Source organism: Polymorphobacter sp. PAMC 29334, assembly GCF_019431245.1.
In the GTDB taxonomy this organism is placed as follows: Bacteria; Pseudomonadota; Alphaproteobacteria; order Sphingomonadales; family Sphingomonadaceae; genus Polymorphobacter_B; species Polymorphobacter_B megasporae.
Genome location: NZ_CP080243.1, coordinates 938,120 through 960,011 on the forward strand (window position 1 = coordinate 938,120; position 21,892 = coordinate 960,011).

Sequence of the window (21,892 nt, forward strand, 5' to 3'; positions counted from 1 at the left end):
CCCTTTTGCTGCACCGCACCCTAAAGACACGAAGTTGCCTAATGGTTGCTTAACCAAGGTGCGATCCGGTCGCGCGCAAGCTGCGCGGCAATGTCCTCGCGCGGGCGGACGATCGCCCAATCTGCGCCGTCGACGAGCACTTCGGGGACCAGCGGCCGCGAGTTATACGTCGACGCCATCGTCGCGCCGTAGGCGCCAGCGGTCATGAACGCGATCAGGTCATCTGCGTCGACCCGGTCGATCGTCCGGTCTTCGGCAAAGGTGTCGCCGGTCTCGCACACCGGGCCGACGATCGTCGCGACCATCGTCCCGCCGCGCGGGGTGACCGCGCGGATATCGTGCCATGCGCCGTAGAGCGCCGGGCGGAGCAGGTCGTTCATCGCCGCGTCGACGACGACGAAGCTGCGCGCCTCGCCCGGCTTGACGGTGACGACACGCGACACGAGCACCCCGGCGTTGCCGACGATCATCCGCCCGGGTTCGAACATCAGCCGGACATCCCACCCGGCGGTCGCGCGGGCAACGAGTGCGCCGTAATCGGCGGGGGTCGGCGGGGCTGTGTCGCCGGTGCGATACGGGATGCCGAGCCCGCCGCCGAGGTCGACGCGTTCGACCGCCAGCCCGCCGGAGCGGAGGCGCGCGACGAGGTCGCCGAGCAGCGCGAAGGTCGCCTCGAGCGGGGCGAGGTCGGTCAGCTGGCTGCCGATATGCGCGCCGACTCCGACAGCGCGCAGGCCGGGGAGCGACGCCGCGAGGGCATAGGCGTGGGGAACGCGGTCGATCGCGATGCCGAATTTGTTCTCGGCGCGCCCGGTCGAGATTTTCGCATGGGTCTTGGCGTCGACCCCGGGATTGACTCGGAGCGCGACGGCGGCGGTTTGGCCGAGCGCGACCGCGACGTCGCTGAGGACGTGGAGTTCGGCTTCGCCCTCGACGTTGAATTGATAGATGCCCGCCGCGAGCGCCGCCGCCATCTCGCCCCGGGTCTTGCCGACGCCCGAGAAAACGATCCGGCCCGGCGGCACCCCGGCAGCGAGCGCGCGGCGCATCTCGCCCTCCGACACGACGTCGGCCCCCGCGCCGAGCCGCGCGAGCGTCGCGATTACCGACAGATTAGGGTTGGCCTTGACCGCATAAGCGATCAGCGGATTGTTCAGCCCGGCGAGCGCCTTGGCGAAGACGCGGTAGTGGCGTTCGATCGTCGCGGTCGAATAGACGTACAGCGGGGTGCCGACTTCGCCCGCGAGCGCGGTGAGGTCGACATCCTCGGCAAACAACGCGCCCCCGCGATCGGCAAAGTGATCCATCAGCCCGGCGGCGGCAGGTTGAAGCGGTCGTCGCGGCGCTCCTGCGAACGGCTGAGCGGATCGTCGATCCGCGCGGGTTCGGCCTGCGTCGGACGGATCAGCAGCGTCGACGGCAGCGGCTTGGTCGGGTCGACCTTCGGCATCTCCCCCGGCGGTGCCTTGGGCATCAGCTCGCCCTGCTTGCCGCACGCCGCCAGCAGGAGAAGGAGAGCAACCGCGCGCTTCACAACGCCGCCTTCGCGGCGGCGATCGCCTCGTGGACGCGGACCGCCGCGGTGCCGCCGAAACTGACCCGGCTCGCGACCGACTTCTCGACCGACAGCACATCGAACACCTGCGCGGTGATCCGCGGGTCGATCGCCTGAAGCTCGACGAGCGGCACGTCGGCAAGCCCGATGCCTGCCGCTTCGGCAGCGCGGACCGCGCGCCCGGTGATGTGATGCGCCTCGCGGAACGGCACCTTCGCCTCGCGCACCAGCCAGTCGGCGAGGTCGGTCGCGGTCGAGAAACCTGCGCCCGCCGCCGCTGCCATCGGGCCGGGGTTGAACGTCATTGTCTCGACCATTCCCGTCATCGCGGCGAGGCTCAGCGCGAGCAGGTCGAACGCCTCGAACACCGGCGGCTTGTCGTCCTGCATATCCTTCGAATAGGCGAGCGGCAGCCCCTTCATCGTCACCTGCAGCGCGGTCAGGCAGCCGATCAGCCGCCCCGAATGGCCACGAACAAGTTCCGCCGCGTCGGGGTTGCGCTTCTGCGGCATGATCGACGACCCGGTCGAAAAGGCGTCGGGCAGCGTGACGAAGCCGTACGGCTGCGACGCCCAGATGACGATCTCCTCGGCGAGCCGCGACAGGTGCAGCCCGGTCATCGTCGCGCAGCTGAGGAATTCGATCGCGAAGTCGCGGTCCGAGACGCTGTCGAGCGAATTCGCCGTCGGCCGGTCGAAACCAAGCGCCTTCGCCGTCGCGTCGCGGTCGATCGGAAACCCGGTTCCCGCCAGCGCCGCCGCGCCGAGCGGACACTCGTTCATCCGCGCCCGCGCATCGGCGAAGCGCGAGCGGTCGCGCGCCGCCATCGCGACATACGCCATCAGGTGATGCCCGAGCGTCACCGGCTGGGCGATCTGGAGATGGGTGAACCCCGGCATGATCGTCTCGGCATGCTCGGCGGCGCGACTGAGCAATGCGGCGGAAAATGCCGCGAGCCCGTCGTCGACCGCGTCGATCGCATCGCGGACCCACAGGCGGAAGCTCGTCGCGACCTGGTCGTTGCGCGACCGCGCAGTGTGGAGCCGCCCCGCCGCCTGGCCGATCAGCTCGGCGAGCCGCGTCTCGACGTGCATGTGAATATCCTCGAGGTCGAGGTTCTCGACGACCCCAACGGTGTCGTATTCGTGCGCGATCGTCGTCAGTCCCGCGGCGATCGCGTCGGCATCGGCAGCGTCTATGATCCCCTGCGTGCCGAGCATCGCGACGTGCGCCTGCGATCCGGCGATGTCCTGACGCCACAGCCGCTTGTCGAACGGGATCGAGGCGTTAATGTCGCGCATCACCGCCGCCGGGCCATCCCCGAAGCGGCCGCCCCATAGCGAATTGGAAGTGATGTTGCGCGTCGTAATCGGAACGCTCCTGTTGGCCGGCCTCGCGAGCGGTGGCCCTGCCGTGGCGACTAAGGGAAACGCGAAGGCGTCGCAACCGGCGAAGCTCGGCCAGATCGACCGCAGCCACGCCGGGGAGGCCGCCCCGCCGATCTCGATCGAGGCGAAGGGCGGCAAGACGACGACGGTCGCCGCGCTCGTCGCCGCCGCGCACAAGCCGGTGCTGGTCAATTTGTGGGCGACGTGGTGCGTCCCGTGCCGCGCCGAAATGCCCGCGCTCGACGCGCTTGCGAAGGCGCAGGGGGCGAAGCTGACGGTCCTGCCGATCAGCGAGGACCTTGAAGGCTGGCGCGGCGTCGACAAGTTCTTCACCCCCGGCAAGTTCGCCAACCTGATGACGTGGCTCGACCAGCCGGGCAATTACGCAGTCAAGATGGGCGCGACCGGTCTGCCACTGTCGATCCTTTACGGGACCGACGGGCGAGAGAAGTGGCGCGTCAACGGACCGCTCAAGTGGGGCTCGCCCGAGGTGGCGGCGGCGCTGGGGTAGGATCGCAAGCGCACGCATGGTGCAACTGGTCATCTAGTCAGGAAGCGCGATGACGATCCAGACCGGTGTTGAATCTGCCGACCCCGTGTGGAAGCTCGAAGATGCTAAGGCGCGCTTCAGCGAGGTCGTCCGCCTCGCGCGCGACGTGGGCCCGCAGCGCGTGACGGTGCGTGGCCGTCCTGCGGTCGTCGTCGTCGCCGCCGATGAGTACGACCGCCTGTCGCCGCCGGTGAAGCCGCGTTCGCTCTTCGATATGCTGCAAGGACTGACCGAGCTCGGCGAACTCGAGAGCGAGCGCGATCGCGACACCGGCCGGGACATCGAGTTTTGATCGTCTGGCTGCTCGATACCAACGTCGCGCAGGAAATCATCAAACCAAACGGTAATCGGCGAGTGCAGTCGTGGTCGAAGGCGCAGGCGGGGCCGACGGTCTACATCAGCGTCCTGTCACTGGCAGAGTTTCGACAAGGGGATCGCCAACCTGCCCAACGAGAACCTTCGCCGCGCAATCATCGCAACACAACGCGCCAACCTCGCCGCCGATTTTGCCGGCCGCATTCTGCCCGTCTCAGACGAAGTCGCGTGCCGCTGGGGCACGATCAACGGGCGGATCAAGCGTGACACCGGCCACCCGCCGCCGGTGATAGACACGCTGCTCGCGGCCACCGCGATCGAGCACGACCTCTATCTCGTCACGCGCAATGTCCGCGACGTCCGGCTGAGCGGGGCGGCGGTGTTCGATCCGTGGGACGACGATCCGGCGAGAATGGTCCTGTCGGCACGGCGGCGCCGCTGAGCGTCACGCTTCCGACCGGCTTATCGGCCCGCTCAGCTTTCCACATGGCAACTTTATGCCCGCACGATCATCTTCGCCGATGTCGCCGATCGGCCGCCATCGCGCGCCGGCCCGACGTGGAGGCCGTATGGCTCGTTTTGCATCGCCCGAAGACCCGACGATCTTTCTCGTCGGCCAAGATTTCTGTGGCCGTTACTGCGTCTGCGAGAACCACGGCGTGATCGGCGGCGCGTTCGCCAGCCGCGCCGATGCCGTCCGTTTCGCGCAGGACGAGAGCAAGGCGATCGCCCACTCGATCGTCCTCGTCACCCCCGTCGTGATCAGCGTCGACGCGACGGCGTGCGCCGGCGACGACCTGCCGCGCCGCCTCGACGCCCGCGCCGCTTAGTCGCGCAGTAGGTCGTTGATCGCGGTTTTCGCCCTTGTCTGGGCGTCGACGCGCTTCACGATCACGGCGCAGTATAGGTTCGGTCCCGGCGACCCGTCCGGGAGCGGCTTGCCGGGGAGGGTTCCCGGCACGACTACGGAATACGGCGGCACGCGCCCAACAAAAACCTCGCCGGTCGCACGGTCGACGATTTTGGTCGATGCGCCGAGATAGACGCCCATCGACAGGACCGCGCCGGTGCCGACGATCACGCCCTCGGCGACCTCCGCACGCGCGCCGACGAACGCGCCGTCCTCGATGATCACCGGTCCGGCCTGAAGGGGTTCGAGAACCCCGCCGATCCCCGCGCCGCCCGAGATGTGGACGCCCTTGCCGATCTGCGCGCACGATCCGACCGTCGCCCATGCGTCGATCATGCTGCCCTCGCCGACGTACGCGCCGATGTTGACGAAGCTCGGCATCAGCACGACGCCCGGGGCGATGTACGCGCCGCGGCGGACGATGCTGCCGGGGACGGCGCGGAAGCCGGCGCTGCGGAAGCGGTTTTCGCCCCAGCCATCGAACTTCGACGGGACCTTGTCCCACCAACTCGACTTGCCGGGAGCCCCGGTGATCAGCGTGTTGTCGCTCAGCCGGAACGACAGCAGCACCGCCTGCTTGAGCCACTGATTGACCCGCCACTCACCGTCGACCTGCTCGGCGACGCGGAAGTCGCCGTTGTCGAGCCCGGCGATGGCCGCTTCGACCGCTGCGCGGACCGCGCCGTCGGTGGCGGGAGTGATCGTCGCTCGAGCTTCCCAGCCCTCGTCGATCGGGGCGATGAGGTCGTTGGGCAGGTCGGTCATGCGGCTTCCAGTTCGGTGACGACGCCCGCGAGCCAATCGGAAACGTCGGTGATGCGGTAATCGATGAAGTCGGGGGCGGCGTGGCGCGGCCCCTGTTCGGAGCCGTTGTCGACCCACACCGTCGCCATGCCGATCGCCTTGGCGGGAGCAAGATTGCGCTCCATGTCGTCGGCAAACAGCGCGCGGGCGGGGTTGACGCCGTGGGTTTCGCATAGTCCGCGATACGCGCGCACATCGGGCTTGGGCAGATACGCCATCGAGTGGACGTCGTAGATCGCCTCGAACGCGCCCTCGAGTCCAAGCCGGTCGAGCACCTTCGCGGCGTACGACGTGTCGGCGTTGGTGAAGACCAGCTTGCGTCCGGGCAGCCGCGCGATCGATTCGACGAGGAGCGGCGCGTGGTCGACGACGCTCAGGTCGATGTCGTGGACGTCGTCGAGGAAATGGAGCGGGTCGACGCCGTGCTCGTCCATCAGGCCGCGCAGCGTCGTGCCGTGCTGGTGGAAGAACCCCTTCTGGACCCGATGCGCCTCGACCGCGTCGACCCCGAGCAGGCGCGCGACATACGCCCCCATTCGTGCATCGATCTGCGCGAACAGGTTAGTTTTCGCCGGGTACAGCGTGTTGTCGAGATCGAAGATCCAGGCGTCGATGTGGCTCAGCGGGTGCGGCATGGCGGGTGTGTAGCGGGTGGGCCGGTAACGTGGAAAATATTTCTCATCCACACGGTTCAGGCACGGTTTCCCACCGAGTTATCCCCTGCAGAATTTGTCCCGATGATGGGATTGCGCGACAAGCGATCGATGCAGCTTCCAACACCCTACACACCCGCCGCCGCCACGCCGATCGCGCTCGTTCCCGCAGCGGCGCTCCCGCATAATGTCGAGGCCGAGGCGGCGCTGCTCGGGGCGATGATGATCGACAACCGGCTCGTCGAGGACGTCCAGCTCAAGCTCGGCAGCCAGCATTTCTTCGAGCCGCTCCACGGACGGGTGTACGACGCGATCCTGATGCTGATCGACCGGCGGATGGTCGCGACCCCGGTGACGCTCAAGCCGCTGTTCGACGCCGACCCCGATATGATGGCGATCGGCGGCACGGCATATCTCGCGAGCCTCACCGAGCAGTCCGCTGCGCTGATCGCCGCGCGCGACTTCGCCCAGCAGATCTACGACCTCGCGCTGCTTCGCGAAATGATCCGCGTCGGCCGCGACATGGCGACCAATGCCTTCGACACCGGCGCCGGGGTCGAGCCGTTGAAGCAGATCGAGGCCGCTGAGCTCGCACTGTACAAGGTCGCCGAGCAGGGCGAGGTGTCGGGGTCGGTCAAGACCTTCGGCCAGGCGACGCGGCTCGCGGTCGAGATGGCCGACCGCGCGATGAAGTCGGGCGGGCATCTGTCGGGCTACACGACCGGGCTCGACGCGATCAACGCCAAGATCGGCGGGCTGCACAAGTCCGACCTGATCATCCTCGCGTCGCGTCCGGCGATGGGAAAGACCAGCCTTGCGACCAACATGGCGTTCTCGGCGGCGGCGCGGTTCCTACGCGACAAGGCCGACGGCGTCGAGCCGGGCCAGTCGAGCGGGGCGGGGGTCGCGTTCTTCAGCCTCGAAATGTCTGCCGACCAGCTCGCGACGCGCGTCCTCGCCGAACAGTCGGGGGTCAATTCGGAAAATCTGCGGATGGGCAAGATCAGCCAGTCCGAATTCAACAGCCTTGCGCGCGCCGCCGGGCAGTTGAGCGAGTTGCCACTGTACATCGACGACACCCCGGCGCTGTCGATCGCGGCGCTGCGGACGCGGGCGCGGCGGTTGAAGCGCCAAAAGGGGGTCGGAATCATCGTCGTCGATTATCTTCAGCTCCTCCAGGGCTCGGCGAAATCGGCGAACGAGAATCGTGTCCAGGAGATTTCCGAGATCACCCGCGGATTGAAGACGCTGGCGAAGGAGCTCGAGGTGCCGGTGCTCGCACTGTCGCAGCTCAGCCGCGCGGTCGAGAACCGTGAGGACAAGCGGCCTCAGCTCGCCGACCTTCGTGAATCTGGGACGATCGAGCAGGACGCCGACATCGTCCTGTTTATCTACCGCGAAGAATATTATCACGCGATGAAGCAGCCCGACGAAGAAGACATCGAGAAATACGCCAAGTGGAAAGAGCGTGCCGAGAAGCTTCACGGACTTGCCGAAGTCATCGTTGCCAAGCAGCGCCACGGCTCGACCGGTACTGTGCCACTTACATTCCACAAGACGACGACAAAATTCAGCGACCGGGCTAACGATGCGTATCTACCCGAGCGGTACGACTGACCCGCGCAACGCGCGACTACTCATGACGGGCAGTTGACGATCGCTTCTGCGGTCACGTTGCGTACACTTGTCGTACGCTGATCGCTCTCGCCCGCTGCGCAGCCCTTAACAGACGATTACTCGATGACAGCGGACGCGGCGTGGGGCGCCGAGTCGCTAGGACAGTCATGTCTCTGATATACGCAACATCGAATGCGATCTGTGAGTCGGACGCGAATCTCTCTGCAGATCGTAAACAGATTATCAACGCATCCATCGGCACAGCAAAGTACAGAATTTATTCGTACTGCAAATTACAGAGTCTAAATGACAAGATTGAAGACTAATATGGATAAACCACTTTTCTACTCTGTGGAACGTGCAACCAATCTCGTAGCTGCGGGTACGGACAGTTGGGCCCCATAGTAACAGGGAAATAGTTCGAAAAGCATACGGTCGGAGAGTTGTTTATAAAATAGTAACGTGTGTATTTGTGGAGTTGCGTATTATGATTAAGCTTATTAAGCATTTTGCTCTTGTCTGTGCCGTCGGCGTGTCGATTCCGGCAGACGCAAAAATCCTTTATGCGACATCTTCGACCATAATGAGCATCTGGAAGACGGCGGTGAGCGGCGACACCATCCGGCTGTCGGGGACGTTTGCCGGCACCACGTCGCTCCAGAACAAGACCGCCACGAAGGCGATCACGATCGATGCAACGAAAGCGACCTTCATCGGGACGCTCAAGTTTCAGTCGGTCAATAATATCAAGGTCGTCGGTGGACGGTACGACTCGACGGGCGGTCCGACGGCGTACGGCCGAGGAATCGTCGTCTACAAAAGCAGCAACCTTTCCTTTGACAAGCTCACCGTGGTGGCAAGCGGCACCGACGGCGAAACCGGAGTCGGGCTGGAGGGTGTCACCAATGCAAGTGTGACGAACTCGACCTTCACCAACGTCGGCGTCGGAGTCGGCGTCACCGGATCGAGCTACATCACGCTGACCGGTAACAAGGTCGTCGGCGCGACGAAGGACGGCTACGACGCCTACAACGACCATAATGTGGTCATCGCCAACAATAGCTGCAGCGGCAGCAAGCCGCAGGCGGGCGCACACCCTGATTGCGTCCAGCTTGCCAGCACCGGCGGACTGCCGGTCCAATCGGACATCAAGGTCATCGATAATATCGCGACCGGCATGACCCAGGGATTCACCTCATTCCTGGGGTCCGCGACGGGTAGCCTGCGCATCACCATGACGGGAAACATCATCAACGGCCTGATGTCGCAGGGCGTCGCCTGCTATGGCTGCGTCGATAGCTTTATCACCAACAACTTCCTGTCGTCGCAGCCCGGTGCCCCCCACTTCGTCAACTTGAATGTCATTGGCGGGTCGAACAACGTCGTGTCCGGCAATACCTTTGGCTCGCTGAACACGTCGTCGGTCCTGCCGACCGACTATGCTTCGGCTTACTTCCGGCTGACCGGCACGACCTACAAGCCGACCTTCGCCGACTTTTCGTCGATCGGCGCGACCGCCAGCATGGAGCGGATCGCCGCGACGATCCCGGAACCGGGCGAGTGGGCGCTGCTGCTCGCCGGCTTCGGCCTCGTCGGGCTCGCCACCCGCCGCCCGATGGCGCGGGTCGTCGCCGCTTGATGTTGCCGCCGCCGCTCCCGCGGGGGCGGCGGCCACGACCGCCGCGGCACCGCCGCGTCGACATCGATCATCGTGAAGACGCGCGCGGGAGGTTTGCCTTCCGCGCGCGTCGTCGCGTAAGCGCGGGGGCGAAAATGGATACCGCCAACCTCCGCCTGACAATCGATCTCGGCGCGCTCGCCGATAACTGGCGGCGCCTCGCGCACGCGTCGGGCGCGGCCGCGTGCGGGGCGGCGGTCAAGGCCGATGCGTACGGACTCGGCGCGGTCGAGATCGTGTTCGCGCTCGCCCGCGCCGGATGCCGCGATTTCTTCGTCGCATCGTGGGCCGAGGTGGCGGCGCTCGGGGCAATGCCCGACGGCGCGCGGCTCGCGGTCCTCCACGGCGTCCAGCACGATGAGCTGGCGACCGCGCTCGAGTCCGCCGCGGTCCCGGTGCTGTGCACGCCGGCGCAGGTCGCCGCCTGGCGCAGCGCGACGACCCGGCCGTGCGACGTCATGGTCGATACCGGCATCAACCGGCTCGGCCTCGCGCGCGCCGATCTCGGGCTGCTAGACGGGCTGGCGATCGACACGCTCCACAGCCACCTCGCGTGCGCCGAATCCCCCGCTGATCCGATGAACGCGCGCCAGCTCGCCGCCTTCCGCGAGGTCGTCGCCGCAGTCCCCGCTCGTCGCACCAGCCTCGCGAATTCGTCGGGGATCATGCTCGGCCCCGACTATGCGTTCGGACTGACCCGCCCCGGCATCGGGCTGTACGGCGGCACCGCCGGAGCTGTCCCGGTCGCGGGGCTGGCCGCGCGGGTGGTCCAGGTCCGCGACATCGCTCCCGGCGACAGCGTCGGCTATGGGGCAACGTGGATCGCGGCGCGTCCGACTCGCGTCGCCGTGCTCAACATCGGTTACGCCGACGGCTACCCGAGGGCGATGTCGAACATCGGCCAAGCCTTTGCCGGCGACGTTGCGTGTCCGGTGATCGGACGTGTGTCGATGGACCTCGTTGCGGTCGACGTCACCGGCGCGGATGTGACCGAGGGCGGATGGCTGCGCGTCGATTTCGACCTCGTCCAGGCGGCGGCGGCGTCGGGGCGGTCGCGGTATGAGTTGCTAACCGGCCTCGGCCACCGCTATGCGCGTGAATACCAATGACCGGCGTTCCTCACGATATCCTCGGTGTGCTCCGCGCGATCGGACGCTTCGTCCTCGGCGGCCTCGCGTCGGTCGGCCGCGTCGTGATGTTCGCGTGGGAGGCGATCACCCGCGCGCTGCTGCCGCCTTATTATCCGGCGCGGCTCGCCGAGCAGATGATCGTCATCGGCTATTTCTCGCTGCCCGTCGTCGGCATGACCGCGCTGTTCACCGGTTCGGCGCTCGCGCAGCAGATCTTCATCGGCGGCAGCCGCTTCAATGCCTCGTCGACGGTGCCCGCAGTGACGGTGATCGGCATCGTCCGCGAGTTGGGCCCGGTGCTCGGCGGATTGATGGTCGCGGGGCGGGTGTCGTCGGCGATGGCGGCCGAGCTCGGGACGATGCGGGTGACCGAACAGATCGACGCCCTGACGACCCTCCGGACCGATCCGTATCGCTACCTGATCGCGCCGCGCGTCGTTGCCGCGGTCGTGGTCATGCCGCTGCTCGTGCTGGTGTCGAACATCATCGGTGTCCTCGGCGGGTATCTGCTGGCGACGTATCGGCTTAACTTCAACGGCGCAGGCTATATCCGGACGACGGTGTCGTTCCTCAAGACCGACGACGTCGTTTCGTCGATGGTCAAGGCGGCGGTGTTCGGCTTCATCATCGCGCTGATGGGCTGCTACCACGGCTTTCATTCGAACGGCGGCGCGGCCGGGGTCGGCAAGGCGACGACCAATGCCGTCGTCAGCGCGTTCATCCTGATCCTGATGTCGAACCTGATCATCACCGTCATCGTCTTTGGCGGCGGCTGATGAACAAGATCGAGCTCAGCGGCGTCCACAAGCGCTTCGGGTCGAAAATCGTCCTCGCTGGGGTCGATCTCGAGATTGCGGCGGGCACGTCGATGGTCGTCATCGGCGGGTCGGGGACCGGCAAGTCGGTGCTGATCAAGTCGATCCTTGGGCTGCTCAAGGTCGATTCGGGAAGCATCAAGGTCGACGGGGTCGAGGTCACCAATCTCCAAGGCCGTGCGCTCGCCGACCACCGTGCGAAGTTCGGGATGCTGTTTCAGGGCGGCGCGCTCTTCGATTCGCTCCCCGTCTGGCGCAACGTCAGCTTCGCGCTGCCGCGCGGGCGCGGCGCGGCGTCGCTCAGGGCGGCGGCGATCGACAATCTCGCACAGGTCGGGCTCGGTGCCGACATCGCCGATTTGCGGCCGTCGGAGCTGTCGGGGGGTATGCAGAAGCGCGTCGCTCTGGCGCGTGCGATTGCGGTGCGACCGGAAATCATCTTTTTCGACGAGCCGACCACCGGGCTCGATCCGATCATGGCCGACGTCATCAACGACCTGATCGTCGACCTTGTCCGCGATCTCAAGATCACTGCGCTGACGATCACCCACGATATGGCGAGCGCGCGCAAGATTGCCGACCGGATCGCCATGCTTTATTCTGGACGGATGATCTGGAACGGCCCCGTCGCAAAAATCGATGCCAGCGGGAACGAATACGTCGATCAGTTCGTAAATGGCCGTGCAGAGGGGCCGATCAAAATGCAGATAAAGACCGCGTGAGCGGCACGGCGGGGCTGGTGTCGATGCTCGACCGCATCGGCGCGGGAGACCGCAATGCATTAAAGATGCTTTACGAAGCGACGTCGGCGAAGCTGTTTGGTGTTATCCTCCGTATCTTGCTCGAAAGGGGCGAGGCGGAAGACGTGCTCCAGGAAGTTTACATCACAGTTTGGCGCAAGGCGGCGGAGTTCGACGCGACGCGTGCCAGCCCGATCACGTGGATGGTCACGATCGCGCGGAACCGTGCGATCGACCGCCTGCGTGCGCGCGGCAGCCGCCCGACGACGACGCTCGATGACGCTGCGGAGGTGCGCGACACCGCGCCCGGTGCCGATGTCGTGATCGACGCGCACAACGATGCGAAGCGCGTCAATGCGGCCCTCGCGACACTTGATCCCAAGCACGCAGCGATCATTCGGAGTGCTTACTTCGAGGGCCTGACGTATGAGGCGATGTCTGATCGCGAGGGTGTGCCGATCGGGACGTTGAAAAGCTGGGTCCGGCGTGGGCTGATGCGGATGCGGACGGCGCTCGAGGCATGACCGACGAGATTCCCGAAGGCTCCGACGCGGCCCTGGCGCTCGACTTCGCGCTGGGCGCGCTCGACGGTCAGACGATGCGGCGTGCCGAGCTGCGCCTGCGGAGCGATCCGGCGTTCGCGCGCGAAGTTTCAGAATGGCAGGCACGACTTGCTCCATTGGCCGACGAAATCGCGCCGATCGAGGCTCCGCGTGCGGTCTGGGATGCGGTCGATCGCGAGCTGTTCCGCGTTGCCGCCTCGCGCACCCTGGCGATATCGCAATCGCTGTGGGCGCCGCTGGCGGTCTGGCGTGCGGTTGCGTTCGGCGCGAGCGGCGTTGCGGCAATCGCGGTCGCGCTGCTCGTCAGCCGCCCTGGCCCGGCACCGGTGCCGGCTCTGGTGGTGCAGCCGCCGGGCGCGTTGCTCGCGGCGTCGATGGCAGCGACCGACAGTAGCAAGGCGGTGCTGATCACGGCGACCTACGATCCGGCGCGTGGCGCGGTGATCCTGACTCCGGCCGCTGCCGATTCGAGCCGGGGCCTGACCCCTGAGCTCTGGATCATCGTCGGCAAGGATGCACCGCGATCGCTCGGCGTGATCGACCTCAAGGATCCGCAAGCGCACCGTATTCCGGCCGCGTTGCGCGCCGAGATGAGTAGCGGCGCGACGTTGGCGATCAGCCTCGAGCCCCCCGGCGGATCGCGTACGGGCGCGCCGACGGGACCTGTCGTCGCAGCCGGTAAGCTCGCGCCGATCTGAATCGTTCGGACGCAACCGATACGATCGGTCGAACGTAGCTCGCGGTGTCCACCAACGGACGATATCCCGAGGGAGCTTTTCATGAAGATCACTAACGGCGCTTTCCGCGCTGCCTTGTTCGCGGTCGCTGCCAGCGGCCTCGCGATCTCGGCGAATGCCGAGATGATGCACACCAAGAGCGTGATGGTTGGCGGTGCGGCGATGTTGCCGTCGCGGAACATCGTCGAGAACGCCGCGAATTCGAAAGATCACACGACGCTCGTCGCCGCGGTCAAGGCTGCCGGCCTCGTCCCGACGCTTTCGGGCCCGGGTCCGTTCACCGTCTTCGCGCCCACCAACGCTGCCTTCAACAAGCTGCCTGCCGGCACGGTCGACACGCTGGTTAAGCCTGAGAACAAGGACACGCTGACCAAGATCCTGACGTACCACGTCATTTCGGGATCGATGGACTCGAAGGCGATCGCCGCAGCGATCAAGGCTGGTCACGGCACCGCGACGCTGACCACCGTTCAGGGTGAGCCGCTGACCGCGAAGATGATGGGCAAGAAGCTCATGCTGACCGATGCGAAGGGCGGCATGGCGACCGTCACGATCGCCGACGTTTATCAGTCGAATGGCGTGATCCACGTCATCGATACCGTGTTGATGCCGTAATCATCAAGACGACTATGATGAGGGGGCGGGCCGTAAGGTCCGCCCCTTTTTATTTGGAGCTGCACGATCGTTTTTGACTAGCGATGTATCGTTGACAAAAATCAAGAATGGCAATTCTACTATTCCGTCCCCGAGATGCACGAAATAGTGTATAACAGTCTGATTTTGTTCAAATTAATCGCTTTTCCGCGCAGTAATTGCGAGCACGCCGTTTCGGCAAAAACACGATTAATTCCGCAATTGTAATAAACAGTACGATAACGTACAGAAAGGTTCACGTGCTTATTTGGGGCGGCCCGAATATCCAGCCGCGGTCCTGAGCGCATCGGCGTTGAGCAATTTACCATCGAGCATCACCAGCCGGGTCTGACGCAGATCGCCGATCCGGACCGAGGGGTCGCCTTCGACCAGCGCGAGATCGGCAGTCTTGCCGACCTTGATCGAGCCGGTGTGCTTGTCCTGCCCGACCAGTCGCGCGGGGACGATCGTCGCCGCCGCGAGCGCTTCGGCGGGGGTAAAGCCCGCCTGTTGGTAGATCTCGAGCTCGCGGATGATCTCGATCCCCGACCCGTCGGTTCCGGCGACGATCGGCACCCCCGCCTTGTGCATCTTGCCGAGCAGCGTCACCATCTTCGCCCAGCTCGCACGATAGTCGCCGCGCGTCAGGTCTTTCGGCACCGCGAAGCCGCCGCTGCGGAAGCCCCGCTCGGTCGTCGGCGGGAGCGTTCCCGCAAAGGGCGCATATGCCGGCGACAGGTCGCCGTTATCAGGGACGTACAGCGCTTCGAAGGTCACCATCGTCGGGTCCGAATAAATGTGCTTCGCCGCCATCGTCGCAATCAGCCCCGTCATCGCCGGGCTGTCGAGGTTCATGTCCTTGGCATAGCGCCCGGGCGCTTCGAAGCGGCCGATGCCGTTGTCGGTGGCCAGCGCGCTTTCGGGGACGCCCTCCATCACGATCCAGTTGATGTGGGTGACTTCGTCGTAACCGTCGGCGATCGCGACAGAGGTGCGAATCCCATGCGGGATGTGGCCGTGGACGTGGAGGCCGAGCTTGTGCGCCTCGGCGATCGTCGCGGGCAGCCACGCCGGGTCGAAGGTGCCGTAGAACTTGACCCCGGTGAAGGCGTTATCGTGCGCCCGATCGACGAGCTTGATCGCCTCCGCCTCGCTCGTCGCGACGTTTGCCACCTGCGCGGTGTACGGCCCCTTGCCGTCGATCAGCGACGACGGATAGACATGCGGGAACAGCAGTACGCCCTTGGCGGCGCGCTCGCGCCGGTCGATCGTCTTGAGATCGTCGTTGCCCGGATCGCGGACCGAAGTGACGCCGAGCGAGAGCTCCTGCGGCCCGGTATAATCGTCGCCGACGTGCATGTGGCAATCCCACAGGCCGGGCACGAGTGTCAGGCCGTGGCCCTCGATCACCTGCGCCCCGCTCGGGACCTTGACCGACGCCGCCGGGCCGACCGCGACGATCAGCCCCTTGTCGACGACGACGGTCTGGTTGGCGAGGAAGCGCACCTTGTCGGCGTCGAACATCTTGACGTTAACGAACGCGACAGGCGCGGGCGGGATCGTCACCAGCGACTTCGCCAGCGCCGGGGCCTGTTCGGCGAGCGCGGCGGCCTGTGCCTTTTCGAGCTTCGCCTGCTCGCCCGCATACGCCTCGGGCAGCCAGCCGATGCCGAAGGTCGTCGCGAAGACATGATCCTTGGCGTCCGCCCAGAACGGGAAGGGCGAGGTCGATAGCCCCGACACCGCCCATAAAGTGACGGTCTGCTTCGCCTTGCCCTCGCCGACCTCGACGCTCGTCAGCTTCGCCGCGTGCGCCTTGCCGCCGGGAAGCAAGTCGAGCGACTTGTCGGGACTCGCGAGAAGCTGCTCGAGCAACCACAGGTTGGTCGCCGCCGGCCCGCCCTGCGACGCGTAGAAGGCGTGGCCCGAGAACGGCGCTTGGCCCTTGTCGATTGGGCTGGTCCATGTCGCGGTGCCGTCGGCGACGGCGAAGGTCTCGGCGACATCGCCGGTCGGGGCGACGCCGCGGATCGTCATCGTCGCGGGGAAGCCGTCGGCGCCCGGCTTGCCCGACATGTCGGTTTCCCACACCTGTCCGCGCAGGTTCATGCTCTCGCGCCCCATCCGGGTGCCGTCGGCGGTCGTCCAGACGTACGAGTCGCCATGCTTGCCGCCGGTCGATTCGATGACGAAGTGCGTCGCGGTGGCGGGTGGCTTGGCGAGGTCGGCCGCAGGGACCTGAGCCGCGGCAGTCGTGGCGAGCAGGACGGCAACGCCGCCGAGATAGACCGAACGCTTCATACCAAAATCCCCCGAAGTCAGGGTGCGACAATGCGTCGGGCTTCGAAGCCGCGCAAGGATACGCGGCTGGCGGTCTATTCCGCCGCCTGCAGCTGCCCCGCGTCCTCATCCTCGGCCTGCTGAAGCGCCCACATCTCGGCGTAGATGCCGTTCTGCGCCAGCAGCGCGCCGTGCGTCCCGCGCTCGGCAATCCGGCCTTCGGCCATGACGAGGATCTGGTCCGAATCGACGATCGTCGACAGGCGGTGGGCGATGACGAGCGTTGTCCGGCTTCGCGACACCGCGCGTAACGAGTCCTGGATTTCCGCCTCGGTTCCCGAATCAAGCGCGCTCGTCGCCTCGTCGAGGATCAGGATCGCGGGATCCTTGAGGATCGTCCGCGCGATCGCAACACGCTGCTTCTCGCCCCCAGACAGCTTCAGGCCGCGCTCGCCGACGGTCGACTTGTAGCCATCGGGCAGCCCCATGATGAAGTCGTGGATCGCCGCCTCACGCGCCGCCGCCTCGATCTGCGCCTGCGTTGCATCGGGGCGGCCGTAGCCGATGTTGTAGCCGATCGTGTCGTTGAACAGCACGGTGTCCTGCGGGACGATGCCGATTGCACGGCGCAAGGAGTCCTGCGTCACACTGCGGAGGTCCTGCCCGTCTATCGTTACGCTGCCGCGCTCGATGTCGTAGAAGCGGTACAGGATGCGGCTGAGCGTCGACTTGCCCGCCCCCGAATGGCCGACGACCGCGACCTTGTGCCCCGGCGGGATGTCGAAGCTGACGTCGTGGAGGATCTGGCGGCGGCTCTCATAGGCGAAGTCGACGTGATCGAAGGCGACATGCCCGCCGGTGACGTGGAGCGGTTGCGCGCCCGGGGCGTCGGCGATCTCGGCCTGCGTGTCGATCAGCTTGAACATCGCCTCCATGTCGATCAGCCCCTGCTTGATCTCGCGGTAGACCATGCCGAGCATGTCGAGCGGCCGGAACAGCTGTGCCAGCAGCGTCTGGATCAGGAAGACATCGCCGACGCTGAAGCGCCCGCGGCTCCAGCCCCACACGCAATACGCCAGCGCCCCGCCCATCAGCGCGTTGGTGATCAACGACTGGCCGATATTGAGCCACGACAGCGAATTTTGGTTCTTGATCGCCGCCTCGGTCCACTTGTTCATCGCGGCGCCGTAGCCCTGCGCCTCGTGCGCCTCGGCGTTGAAATACTTGACGGTCTCGTAGTTGAGCAGCGCATCGACCGCACGCGCCGTCGCGCGGTTGTCGGTCTCGACCATCTCGCGCCGCAGCGCGTTGCGCCAGCTCGTCACTTTCTGGGTGAAGACGATGTAGATCGTCGCCATGACGATCGTCGCGCTGGCGAGGCCCCAGCCGAAGCTCAGCCAGAAGATCGTCGTCGTGACGATCAGCTCGACGATCGTCGGGAAGATGTTGAACAGGATGAAATACAGCATCGTGTCGATGCTCTTGGTCCCTCGCTCGACGATCCGCGTCAGCGCACCGGTCCGCCGCTCGAGGTGGTAGCGCAGCGACAGGCGGTGAATATGGACGAAGACGTCCTGGCTCAGATGGCGCGCCGCGGTCTGACCGACGCGCTCGAAGATCGCATTGCGAATATTGTCGAACAGGACTCCGGCGAAGCGCGCGACGGCATAGGCAGCGACGAGTGCGACCGCGAGCGCCACCGCGCCGTGCGATCCCTCGCTCATCCGGTCGATCGCGCCCTTGAGCGAATACGGCATGACGTAGCCGACCGACTTGCCGGCCGCGACGAGCAGCAGCGATGCCACGACGCGGCGACGCAGGCCCTGGCTATCAGCGGGCCACAGATACGGCAGGAAGCGGCGGAGCGTCTTGACGTCGGGATTGGTATCGATGACGGCGGCGGAGTCTCTCATGCCCCTCTAAATGGGACGAAACGCGCCGTGCTGCAACGCCGTGCGGCAGCCTGCACCGCTCGCATCGCGAGCGGCGCAGGCTGCGATGCAGGGCCTAAGCGAAAGTCAGTTCCTGACCTCGGGGCGCAGAATGTAGCGCCCGCCCTCGAAGGCCGCGAACATCTGCGTCACCGCGGGATGCTGGACCGGTTCGGGCAGGTCGTCGTGGATCAGGTTCTGCTGGCTGACATAGGCGACGTACGCGCTGTCGTCGTTCTCGGCGAGCAAATGGTAGTAAGGCTGGTCTTTGCGCGGACGAACATTCTCGGGGATCGCCTCCCACCACTCTTCGGAGTTCGAAAATTCCGGGTCGACGTCAAAGATGACGCCGCGAAACGGGAACAGCTTGTGGCGGACGACCTCGCCGATACCGAACCGCGCGATCGCCGCCGGGTCAGGGACCGACGCGTGCTGCACCTGATCCGCCGCTGGTGTGCCCAGACCGGAGTTGCCGGATTCCGGACCGCCCGGCGAGGTGAAATCGATCACTGTCATGGTTGACCTCAGCGGGCCGAAGCCCTGTTACGCAAAGATAACATATAATAGGCGCCCGGGTTTCGTGAAGGGCATTGGCAAACCACGACGTGCTCGTCTATACGCCCGCGTTCGACCGGGCCAACGCCCTTGACGCCGCCTCGCGGAGAGGTGCCAGAGTGGTCGATCGGGACGGTCTCGAAAACCGTTGTGGGTGCAAGCTCACCGTGGGTTCGAATCCCACCCTCTCCGCCACGGACTTGTCCAGCACAGTCTAAATCAGCCCACAGCGAATTACTTTCCTTACGGGTAAGGTCGTGTCTGTGTCCGAGGCGATCTAGCCCAATACCCAGCATCCAGCCAACTAGAGTTATATGAGGGACAGGAGTATCGCTCGATGGGGGGATGATGGCGGTAACCGATTTTGAAGCAAAGCTGCGAAGCCCACCAACAAGCTTTACAAGTTCGCGGATGGCAAAGGCCTCTATCTCTACGTGTCAGTCACCGGTGATCGATCGTGGCGGATGAAGTACAGATTCGCCGGCAAGGAAAAGGTTCTGACGTTCGGTCCGTACTGAGGTCAAACTCGGCAAGGCGCGCGAAAAACGTGATGCAGTATGCGTGGTACTCCGCGCCGGGCGTGATCCTGGGATCAAGAAGCTTGCAGTTGTGGAGGGCCCGCCCGGAGCAGCCAACATCTTTGAGATTTAAGCGAACGCATGGAACGATCTTAACAAGGCGGAATGCAATCCGACAACGCGAACTATGTAATCGATAGTTTGCGCAACGATGTCTTTCCGGCGCTAGGCGTTTTGCCGATTAACCAGATCACGCCGGGATTGCGCTGGAGACGCTGCGAGTTGTCGCGCAGCGCCCGGCGATCGAGACGGCGCGTCGCCTTCGTCAACGTATATCTGGCGTGTTCGTATATGCCATCGCATCGGGGATCGGGCAGTCTGATCCCGCGGCGATCGTTCGAAGTGCAATTAAGCCACTCTCGGTTAAAGGACGTCAACAAGTGCCAACCAATCGCTTTAAGGCACGTCAGCTTCTTGTCGACGATGAGTGGGCAGTGGCGTCTCCTGTCACCAAGATTTCTTCTCGACTGCTGGCCTTGATGGCCGTGCGTCCAAGTGTGCTTCGCCACGCCGAGTAAACGGAGTTTGCGCATCTAGACGGCGCCGACCCCGTTTGGGAAATACCGGCTGCGAAGATGAAGCTTACAGCCGCTCGCGAGGCCGATATTCGCAAAAAATCGGTAGGCCCGCTGGTTGCTCAAGCCGTCGAGTCCATCTAGTGGATTGATCGGGACGGACGAGTCCTGTTGGGGATTCCCGGCGACGGTCGAACGTGCGACGTTGGGGGATGCGCACTGGTATCAGGATCGAGGTCACGGCCTCGGACAAGGCTCGGCTTGAAGCGATTGTCGCGGCGCGCGGCTCCCCGCAAAAGCACGTGTGGCGGGCCAGGATCATTCTCCTGACAGCGGGCGGCCTGGGCACTGTTGCGATCATGGCGGCGACGGGCAAGTCGAAGACCTGCGTGTGGCGCTGGCAGGAGCGCTTCATGGCCGAAGGCGTCGATGGCTTGCTGCGCGACAAGACCCGACCTCCGGGCATCGCGCCGCTCGAGACTGCGCTGGTCGACAAGATCGTGGCGTTGACCCTCGCACCACCCGACCATGAAGCGACGCACTGGACAGTCCGCGCGATGGCCAAGGCGGTCGGCATCGCTGCGTCCTCGGTCGTCAAGATCTGGCACGACCATGGCCTGGCACCGCACCGCTGGCGGAGCTTCAAGCTGTCCAACGACAAGGCTTTTGCCGAGAAGCTGCACGACGTGGTCGGCCTCTACGTCTCGCCGCCGGCGCACGCGATCGTGCTGTCCGTGGACGAGAAGAGCCAGATCCAGGCGCTCGATCGCACCCAGCCGGGGCTGCCGCTCAAGCGCGGCCGGGGTGCGACCATGACCCACGACTACAAGCGCAACGGCACGACGACCTTGTTCGCGGCGTTGAACGTGCTCGACGGCTCGGTGATCGGGCGCAACATGCAGCGCCATCGGCACCAGGAGTTTATCCGCTTCCTGAACACCGTCGAGGCCGAGTTGCCGCCCGACAAGGCCGTCCACGTCATCCTCGACAATTACGCTACCCACAAACAGCCCAAAGTCCGCGCCTGGCTGGCCCGGCATCCGCGCTGGACGTTCCACTTCGTGCCGACGTCGTGTTCGTGGCTCAACGCCGTCGAGGGCTTCTTCGCCAAGCTCACCCGCCGGCGCCTGAAAAACGGCGTCTTCTGCTCCGTTGTCGACCTCCAGGCCGCTATCAACCGCTTCATCAAGGAGCACAATCAGCAGCCCCGACCCTTCGTCTGGCGCGCCGATCCAGACGAAATCATCGCCGCCGTCAGGCGAGGGCACCAAACGTTAGAATCAATCCACTAGGCGATACAAACTGTGACCGGTCGTAGTCGCTTCATGTTCCCCAGCTACCGCAGCTTCTAAATGTCTTGAAGTCTTTTTGGCCAATAAAAGTTCGTAGGATCTTATAGCTCGTCCAGCGTGATCGATTGTCGTTGGCAAACGCCCCTTAGCGTTGGCATTCCAGTTGAAATAGCTTCGCTTGATGCGCTCATTCTTGGGGTTGCAGGTGTTCATGAGTCTACCTTCGGAAGATGCGGTACGAGGTGGGATCCGGAAGACCATTGCCCAACTCGGCGAGCAGCGCTTCACCACTGCTGAGGACTTCAAAGCGTGGAGCCAGAACATGGTATACACGTCGCCGATTACGACCTTACAAGCTACGGCGAGGTGCCTGCAGCGCGGCAGGCCGAAGTAATCAGGTCGCTCTTCGGCAACCGCCGCAACGGCGACGGCCACCCCCTGTGTGAAATACGGCGGTTGATAGATGTACTGGAACGCAGTCGCAGCGAGCATAGGCCGTCTACGGCCTTTGCTCGACAACGCTTTTGTGCAGAGCCTCGCTGTTCACGCACATACTCATACTTTCAGTGGCTTTGAATTGGCCGCAATCTGGGGTAACCCAATCCGATCAGCCCCAACAATTGGCCATGTAGACCTCTAGACTGCTCATAATT

General features: G+C 64.9%; 22 protein-coding genes and 1 tRNA gene. 15 read left to right on the forward strand and 8 right to left on the reverse strand.

The window, feature by feature from the left end; translation table 11 throughout:
- Positions 1–38 precede the first annotated feature (38 nt).
- From lysA to argH, 3 genes are read right to left on the reverse strand one after another with little or no spacing between them, the layout of a single operon-like run.
- Positions 39–1,307, reverse strand: coding sequence for a diaminopimelate decarboxylase (gene lysA / locus KZX46_RS08310; protein WP_219776205.1), 1,269 nt, complete (start codon positions 1,305–1,307; stop codon positions 39–41).
- Positions 1,307–1,534, reverse strand: a complete 228-nt coding sequence (locus KZX46_RS08315; RefSeq protein WP_219776206.1) for a hypothetical protein — start codon at positions 1,532–1,534, stop codon at positions 1,307–1,309. The genes lysA and KZX46_RS08315 overlap by 1 nt, the downstream gene beginning before the upstream one ends.
- Positions 1,531–2,856: an argininosuccinate lyase gene (gene argH / locus KZX46_RS08320; protein ID WP_219776207.1), complete on the reverse strand. Its 1,326-nt coding sequence runs from the start codon at positions 2,854–2,856 to the stop codon at positions 1,531–1,533. The genes KZX46_RS08315 and argH overlap by 4 nt, the downstream gene beginning before the upstream one ends.
- Positions 2,857–2,908: 52 nt before the next feature.
- Between argH and KZX46_RS08325 the strand changes: the two genes are divergently transcribed.
- From KZX46_RS08325 to KZX46_RS08340, 4 genes are all read left to right on the forward strand, one after another.
- Positions 2,909–3,454, forward strand: a complete 546-nt coding sequence (locus KZX46_RS08325) for a TlpA disulfide reductase family protein (RefSeq protein ID WP_226896182.1) — start codon at positions 2,909–2,911, stop codon at positions 3,452–3,454.
- 49 nt (positions 3,455–3,503) lie between these two features.
- The gene (locus KZX46_RS08330) at positions 3,504–3,785 is read left to right on the forward strand and encodes a type II toxin-antitoxin system Phd/YefM family antitoxin (protein WP_219776209.1); all 282 of its coding nucleotides are present in this window, start codon (positions 3,504–3,506) and stop codon (positions 3,783–3,785) included.
- A 309-nt stretch (positions 3,786–4,094) separates the two neighbouring features.
- Entirely contained in the window at positions 4,095–4,250 is a 156-nt protein-coding gene (locus KZX46_RS22830) for a hypothetical protein (RefSeq protein ID WP_226896183.1), read from the forward strand.
- A gap of 127 nt (positions 4,251–4,377) precedes the next feature.
- Complete coding sequence (locus tag KZX46_RS08340; RefSeq protein ID WP_219776210.1) at positions 4,378–4,638, forward strand: hypothetical protein; 261 nt, start codon at positions 4,378–4,380, stop codon at positions 4,636–4,638.
- Here the strand turns inward: KZX46_RS08340 and dapD are convergent.
- Together dapD and KZX46_RS08350 are read right to left on the reverse strand one after the other, a co-directional pair.
- Positions 4,635–5,483, reverse strand: a complete 849-nt coding sequence (gene dapD / locus KZX46_RS08345) for a 2,3,4,5-tetrahydropyridine-2,6-dicarboxylate N-succinyltransferase (protein ID WP_219776211.1) — start codon at positions 5,481–5,483, stop codon at positions 4,635–4,637. The genes KZX46_RS08340 and dapD overlap by 4 nt on opposite strands.
- A complete protein-coding gene (locus KZX46_RS08350) occupies positions 5,480–6,157 on the reverse strand; it encodes a pyrimidine 5'-nucleotidase (RefSeq protein ID WP_219776212.1) in 678 nt (225 codons plus the stop codon). The genes dapD and KZX46_RS08350 overlap by 4 nt, the downstream gene beginning before the upstream one ends.
- Before the next feature lie 129 nt (positions 6,158–6,286).
- Between KZX46_RS08350 and KZX46_RS08355 the strand changes: the two genes are divergently transcribed.
- The 8 genes from KZX46_RS08355 (at position 6,287) to KZX46_RS08390 (ending at position 14,070) form a co-directional block, all read left to right on the forward strand.
- Positions 6,287–7,792 carry a replicative DNA helicase gene (locus tag KZX46_RS08355; protein ID WP_216709801.1) on the forward strand — a complete coding sequence of 502 codons (1,506 nt, stop codon included), beginning with the start codon at positions 6,287–6,289 and terminating at the stop codon, positions 7,790–7,792.
- A 604-nt stretch (positions 7,793–8,396) separates the two neighbouring features.
- Positions 8,397–9,431, forward strand: a complete 1,035-nt coding sequence (locus KZX46_RS08360; RefSeq protein WP_219776213.1) for a right-handed parallel beta-helix repeat-containing protein — start codon at positions 8,397–8,399, stop codon at positions 9,429–9,431.
- Positions 9,432–9,565: 134 nt separating this feature from the next.
- On the forward strand, positions 9,566–10,579 hold the full coding sequence (gene alr, locus KZX46_RS08365) for an alanine racemase (protein WP_219776214.1): 1,014 nt from the start codon (positions 9,566–9,568) through the stop codon (positions 10,577–10,579).
- Positions 10,576–11,376, forward strand: coding sequence for an ABC transporter permease (locus KZX46_RS08370; RefSeq protein WP_216709633.1), 801 nt, complete (start codon positions 10,576–10,578; stop codon positions 11,374–11,376). Before alr ends, KZX46_RS08370 begins: the two co-directional genes overlap by 4 nt.
- Positions 11,376–12,137 carry an ABC transporter ATP-binding protein gene (locus tag KZX46_RS08375; RefSeq protein WP_216709632.1) on the forward strand — a complete coding sequence of 254 codons (762 nt, stop codon included), beginning with the start codon at positions 11,376–11,378 and terminating at the stop codon, positions 12,135–12,137. Before KZX46_RS08370 ends, KZX46_RS08375 begins: the two co-directional genes overlap by 1 nt.
- Complete coding sequence (locus tag KZX46_RS08380) at positions 12,134–12,679, forward strand: sigma-70 family RNA polymerase sigma factor (protein WP_226896184.1); 546 nt, start codon at positions 12,134–12,136, stop codon at positions 12,677–12,679. The genes KZX46_RS08375 and KZX46_RS08380 overlap by 4 nt, the downstream gene beginning before the upstream one ends.
- Positions 12,676–13,416: an anti-sigma factor domain-containing protein gene (locus KZX46_RS08385; protein ID WP_219776215.1), complete on the forward strand. Its 741-nt coding sequence runs from the start codon at positions 12,676–12,678 to the stop codon at positions 13,414–13,416. Before KZX46_RS08380 ends, KZX46_RS08385 begins: the two co-directional genes overlap by 4 nt.
- Positions 13,417–13,497: 81 nt before the next feature.
- A complete protein-coding gene (locus KZX46_RS08390) occupies positions 13,498–14,070 on the forward strand; it encodes a fasciclin domain-containing protein (protein WP_216709630.1) in 573 nt (190 codons plus the stop codon).
- Positions 14,071–14,352: 282 nt separating this feature from the next.
- Here KZX46_RS08390 and KZX46_RS08395 read toward each other — a convergent pair whose 3' ends face one another.
- From KZX46_RS08395 to hspQ, 3 genes are all read right to left on the reverse strand, one after another.
- A complete protein-coding gene (locus tag KZX46_RS08395) occupies positions 14,353–16,389 on the reverse strand; it encodes an amidohydrolase family protein (protein WP_219776216.1) in 2,037 nt (678 codons plus the stop codon).
- A 74-nt stretch (positions 16,390–16,463) separates the two neighbouring features.
- Positions 16,464–18,281, reverse strand: coding sequence for an ABC transporter ATP-binding protein/permease (locus tag KZX46_RS08400; RefSeq protein ID WP_219776217.1), 1,818 nt, complete (start codon positions 18,279–18,281; stop codon positions 16,464–16,466).
- A 105-nt stretch (positions 18,282–18,386) separates the two neighbouring features.
- Positions 18,387–18,815: a heat shock protein HspQ gene (gene hspQ, locus KZX46_RS08405; RefSeq protein ID WP_219776218.1), complete on the reverse strand. Its 429-nt coding sequence runs from the start codon at positions 18,813–18,815 to the stop codon at positions 18,387–18,389.
- 144 nt (positions 18,816–18,959) lie between these two features.
- Between hspQ and KZX46_RS08410 the strand changes: the two genes are divergently transcribed.
- The 3 genes from KZX46_RS08410 to KZX46_RS08415 all read left to right on the forward strand — a co-directional run bounded on the left by KZX46_RS08410 (position 18,960) and on the right by KZX46_RS08415 (position 21,239).
- Positions 18,960–19,049: transfer RNA gene (locus KZX46_RS08410), tRNA-Ser, on the forward strand.
- Between the two features lie 239 nt (positions 19,050–19,288).
- Positions 19,289–19,372, forward strand: a complete 84-nt coding sequence (locus KZX46_RS23475) for a hypothetical protein (RefSeq protein WP_370647549.1) — start codon at positions 19,289–19,291, stop codon at positions 19,370–19,372.
- Between the two features lie 787 nt (positions 19,373–20,159).
- Entirely contained in the window at positions 20,160–21,239 is a 1,080-nt protein-coding gene (locus KZX46_RS08415) for an IS630 family transposase (RefSeq protein WP_219774168.1), read from the forward strand.
- Positions 21,240–21,892 lie beyond the last annotated feature (653 nt).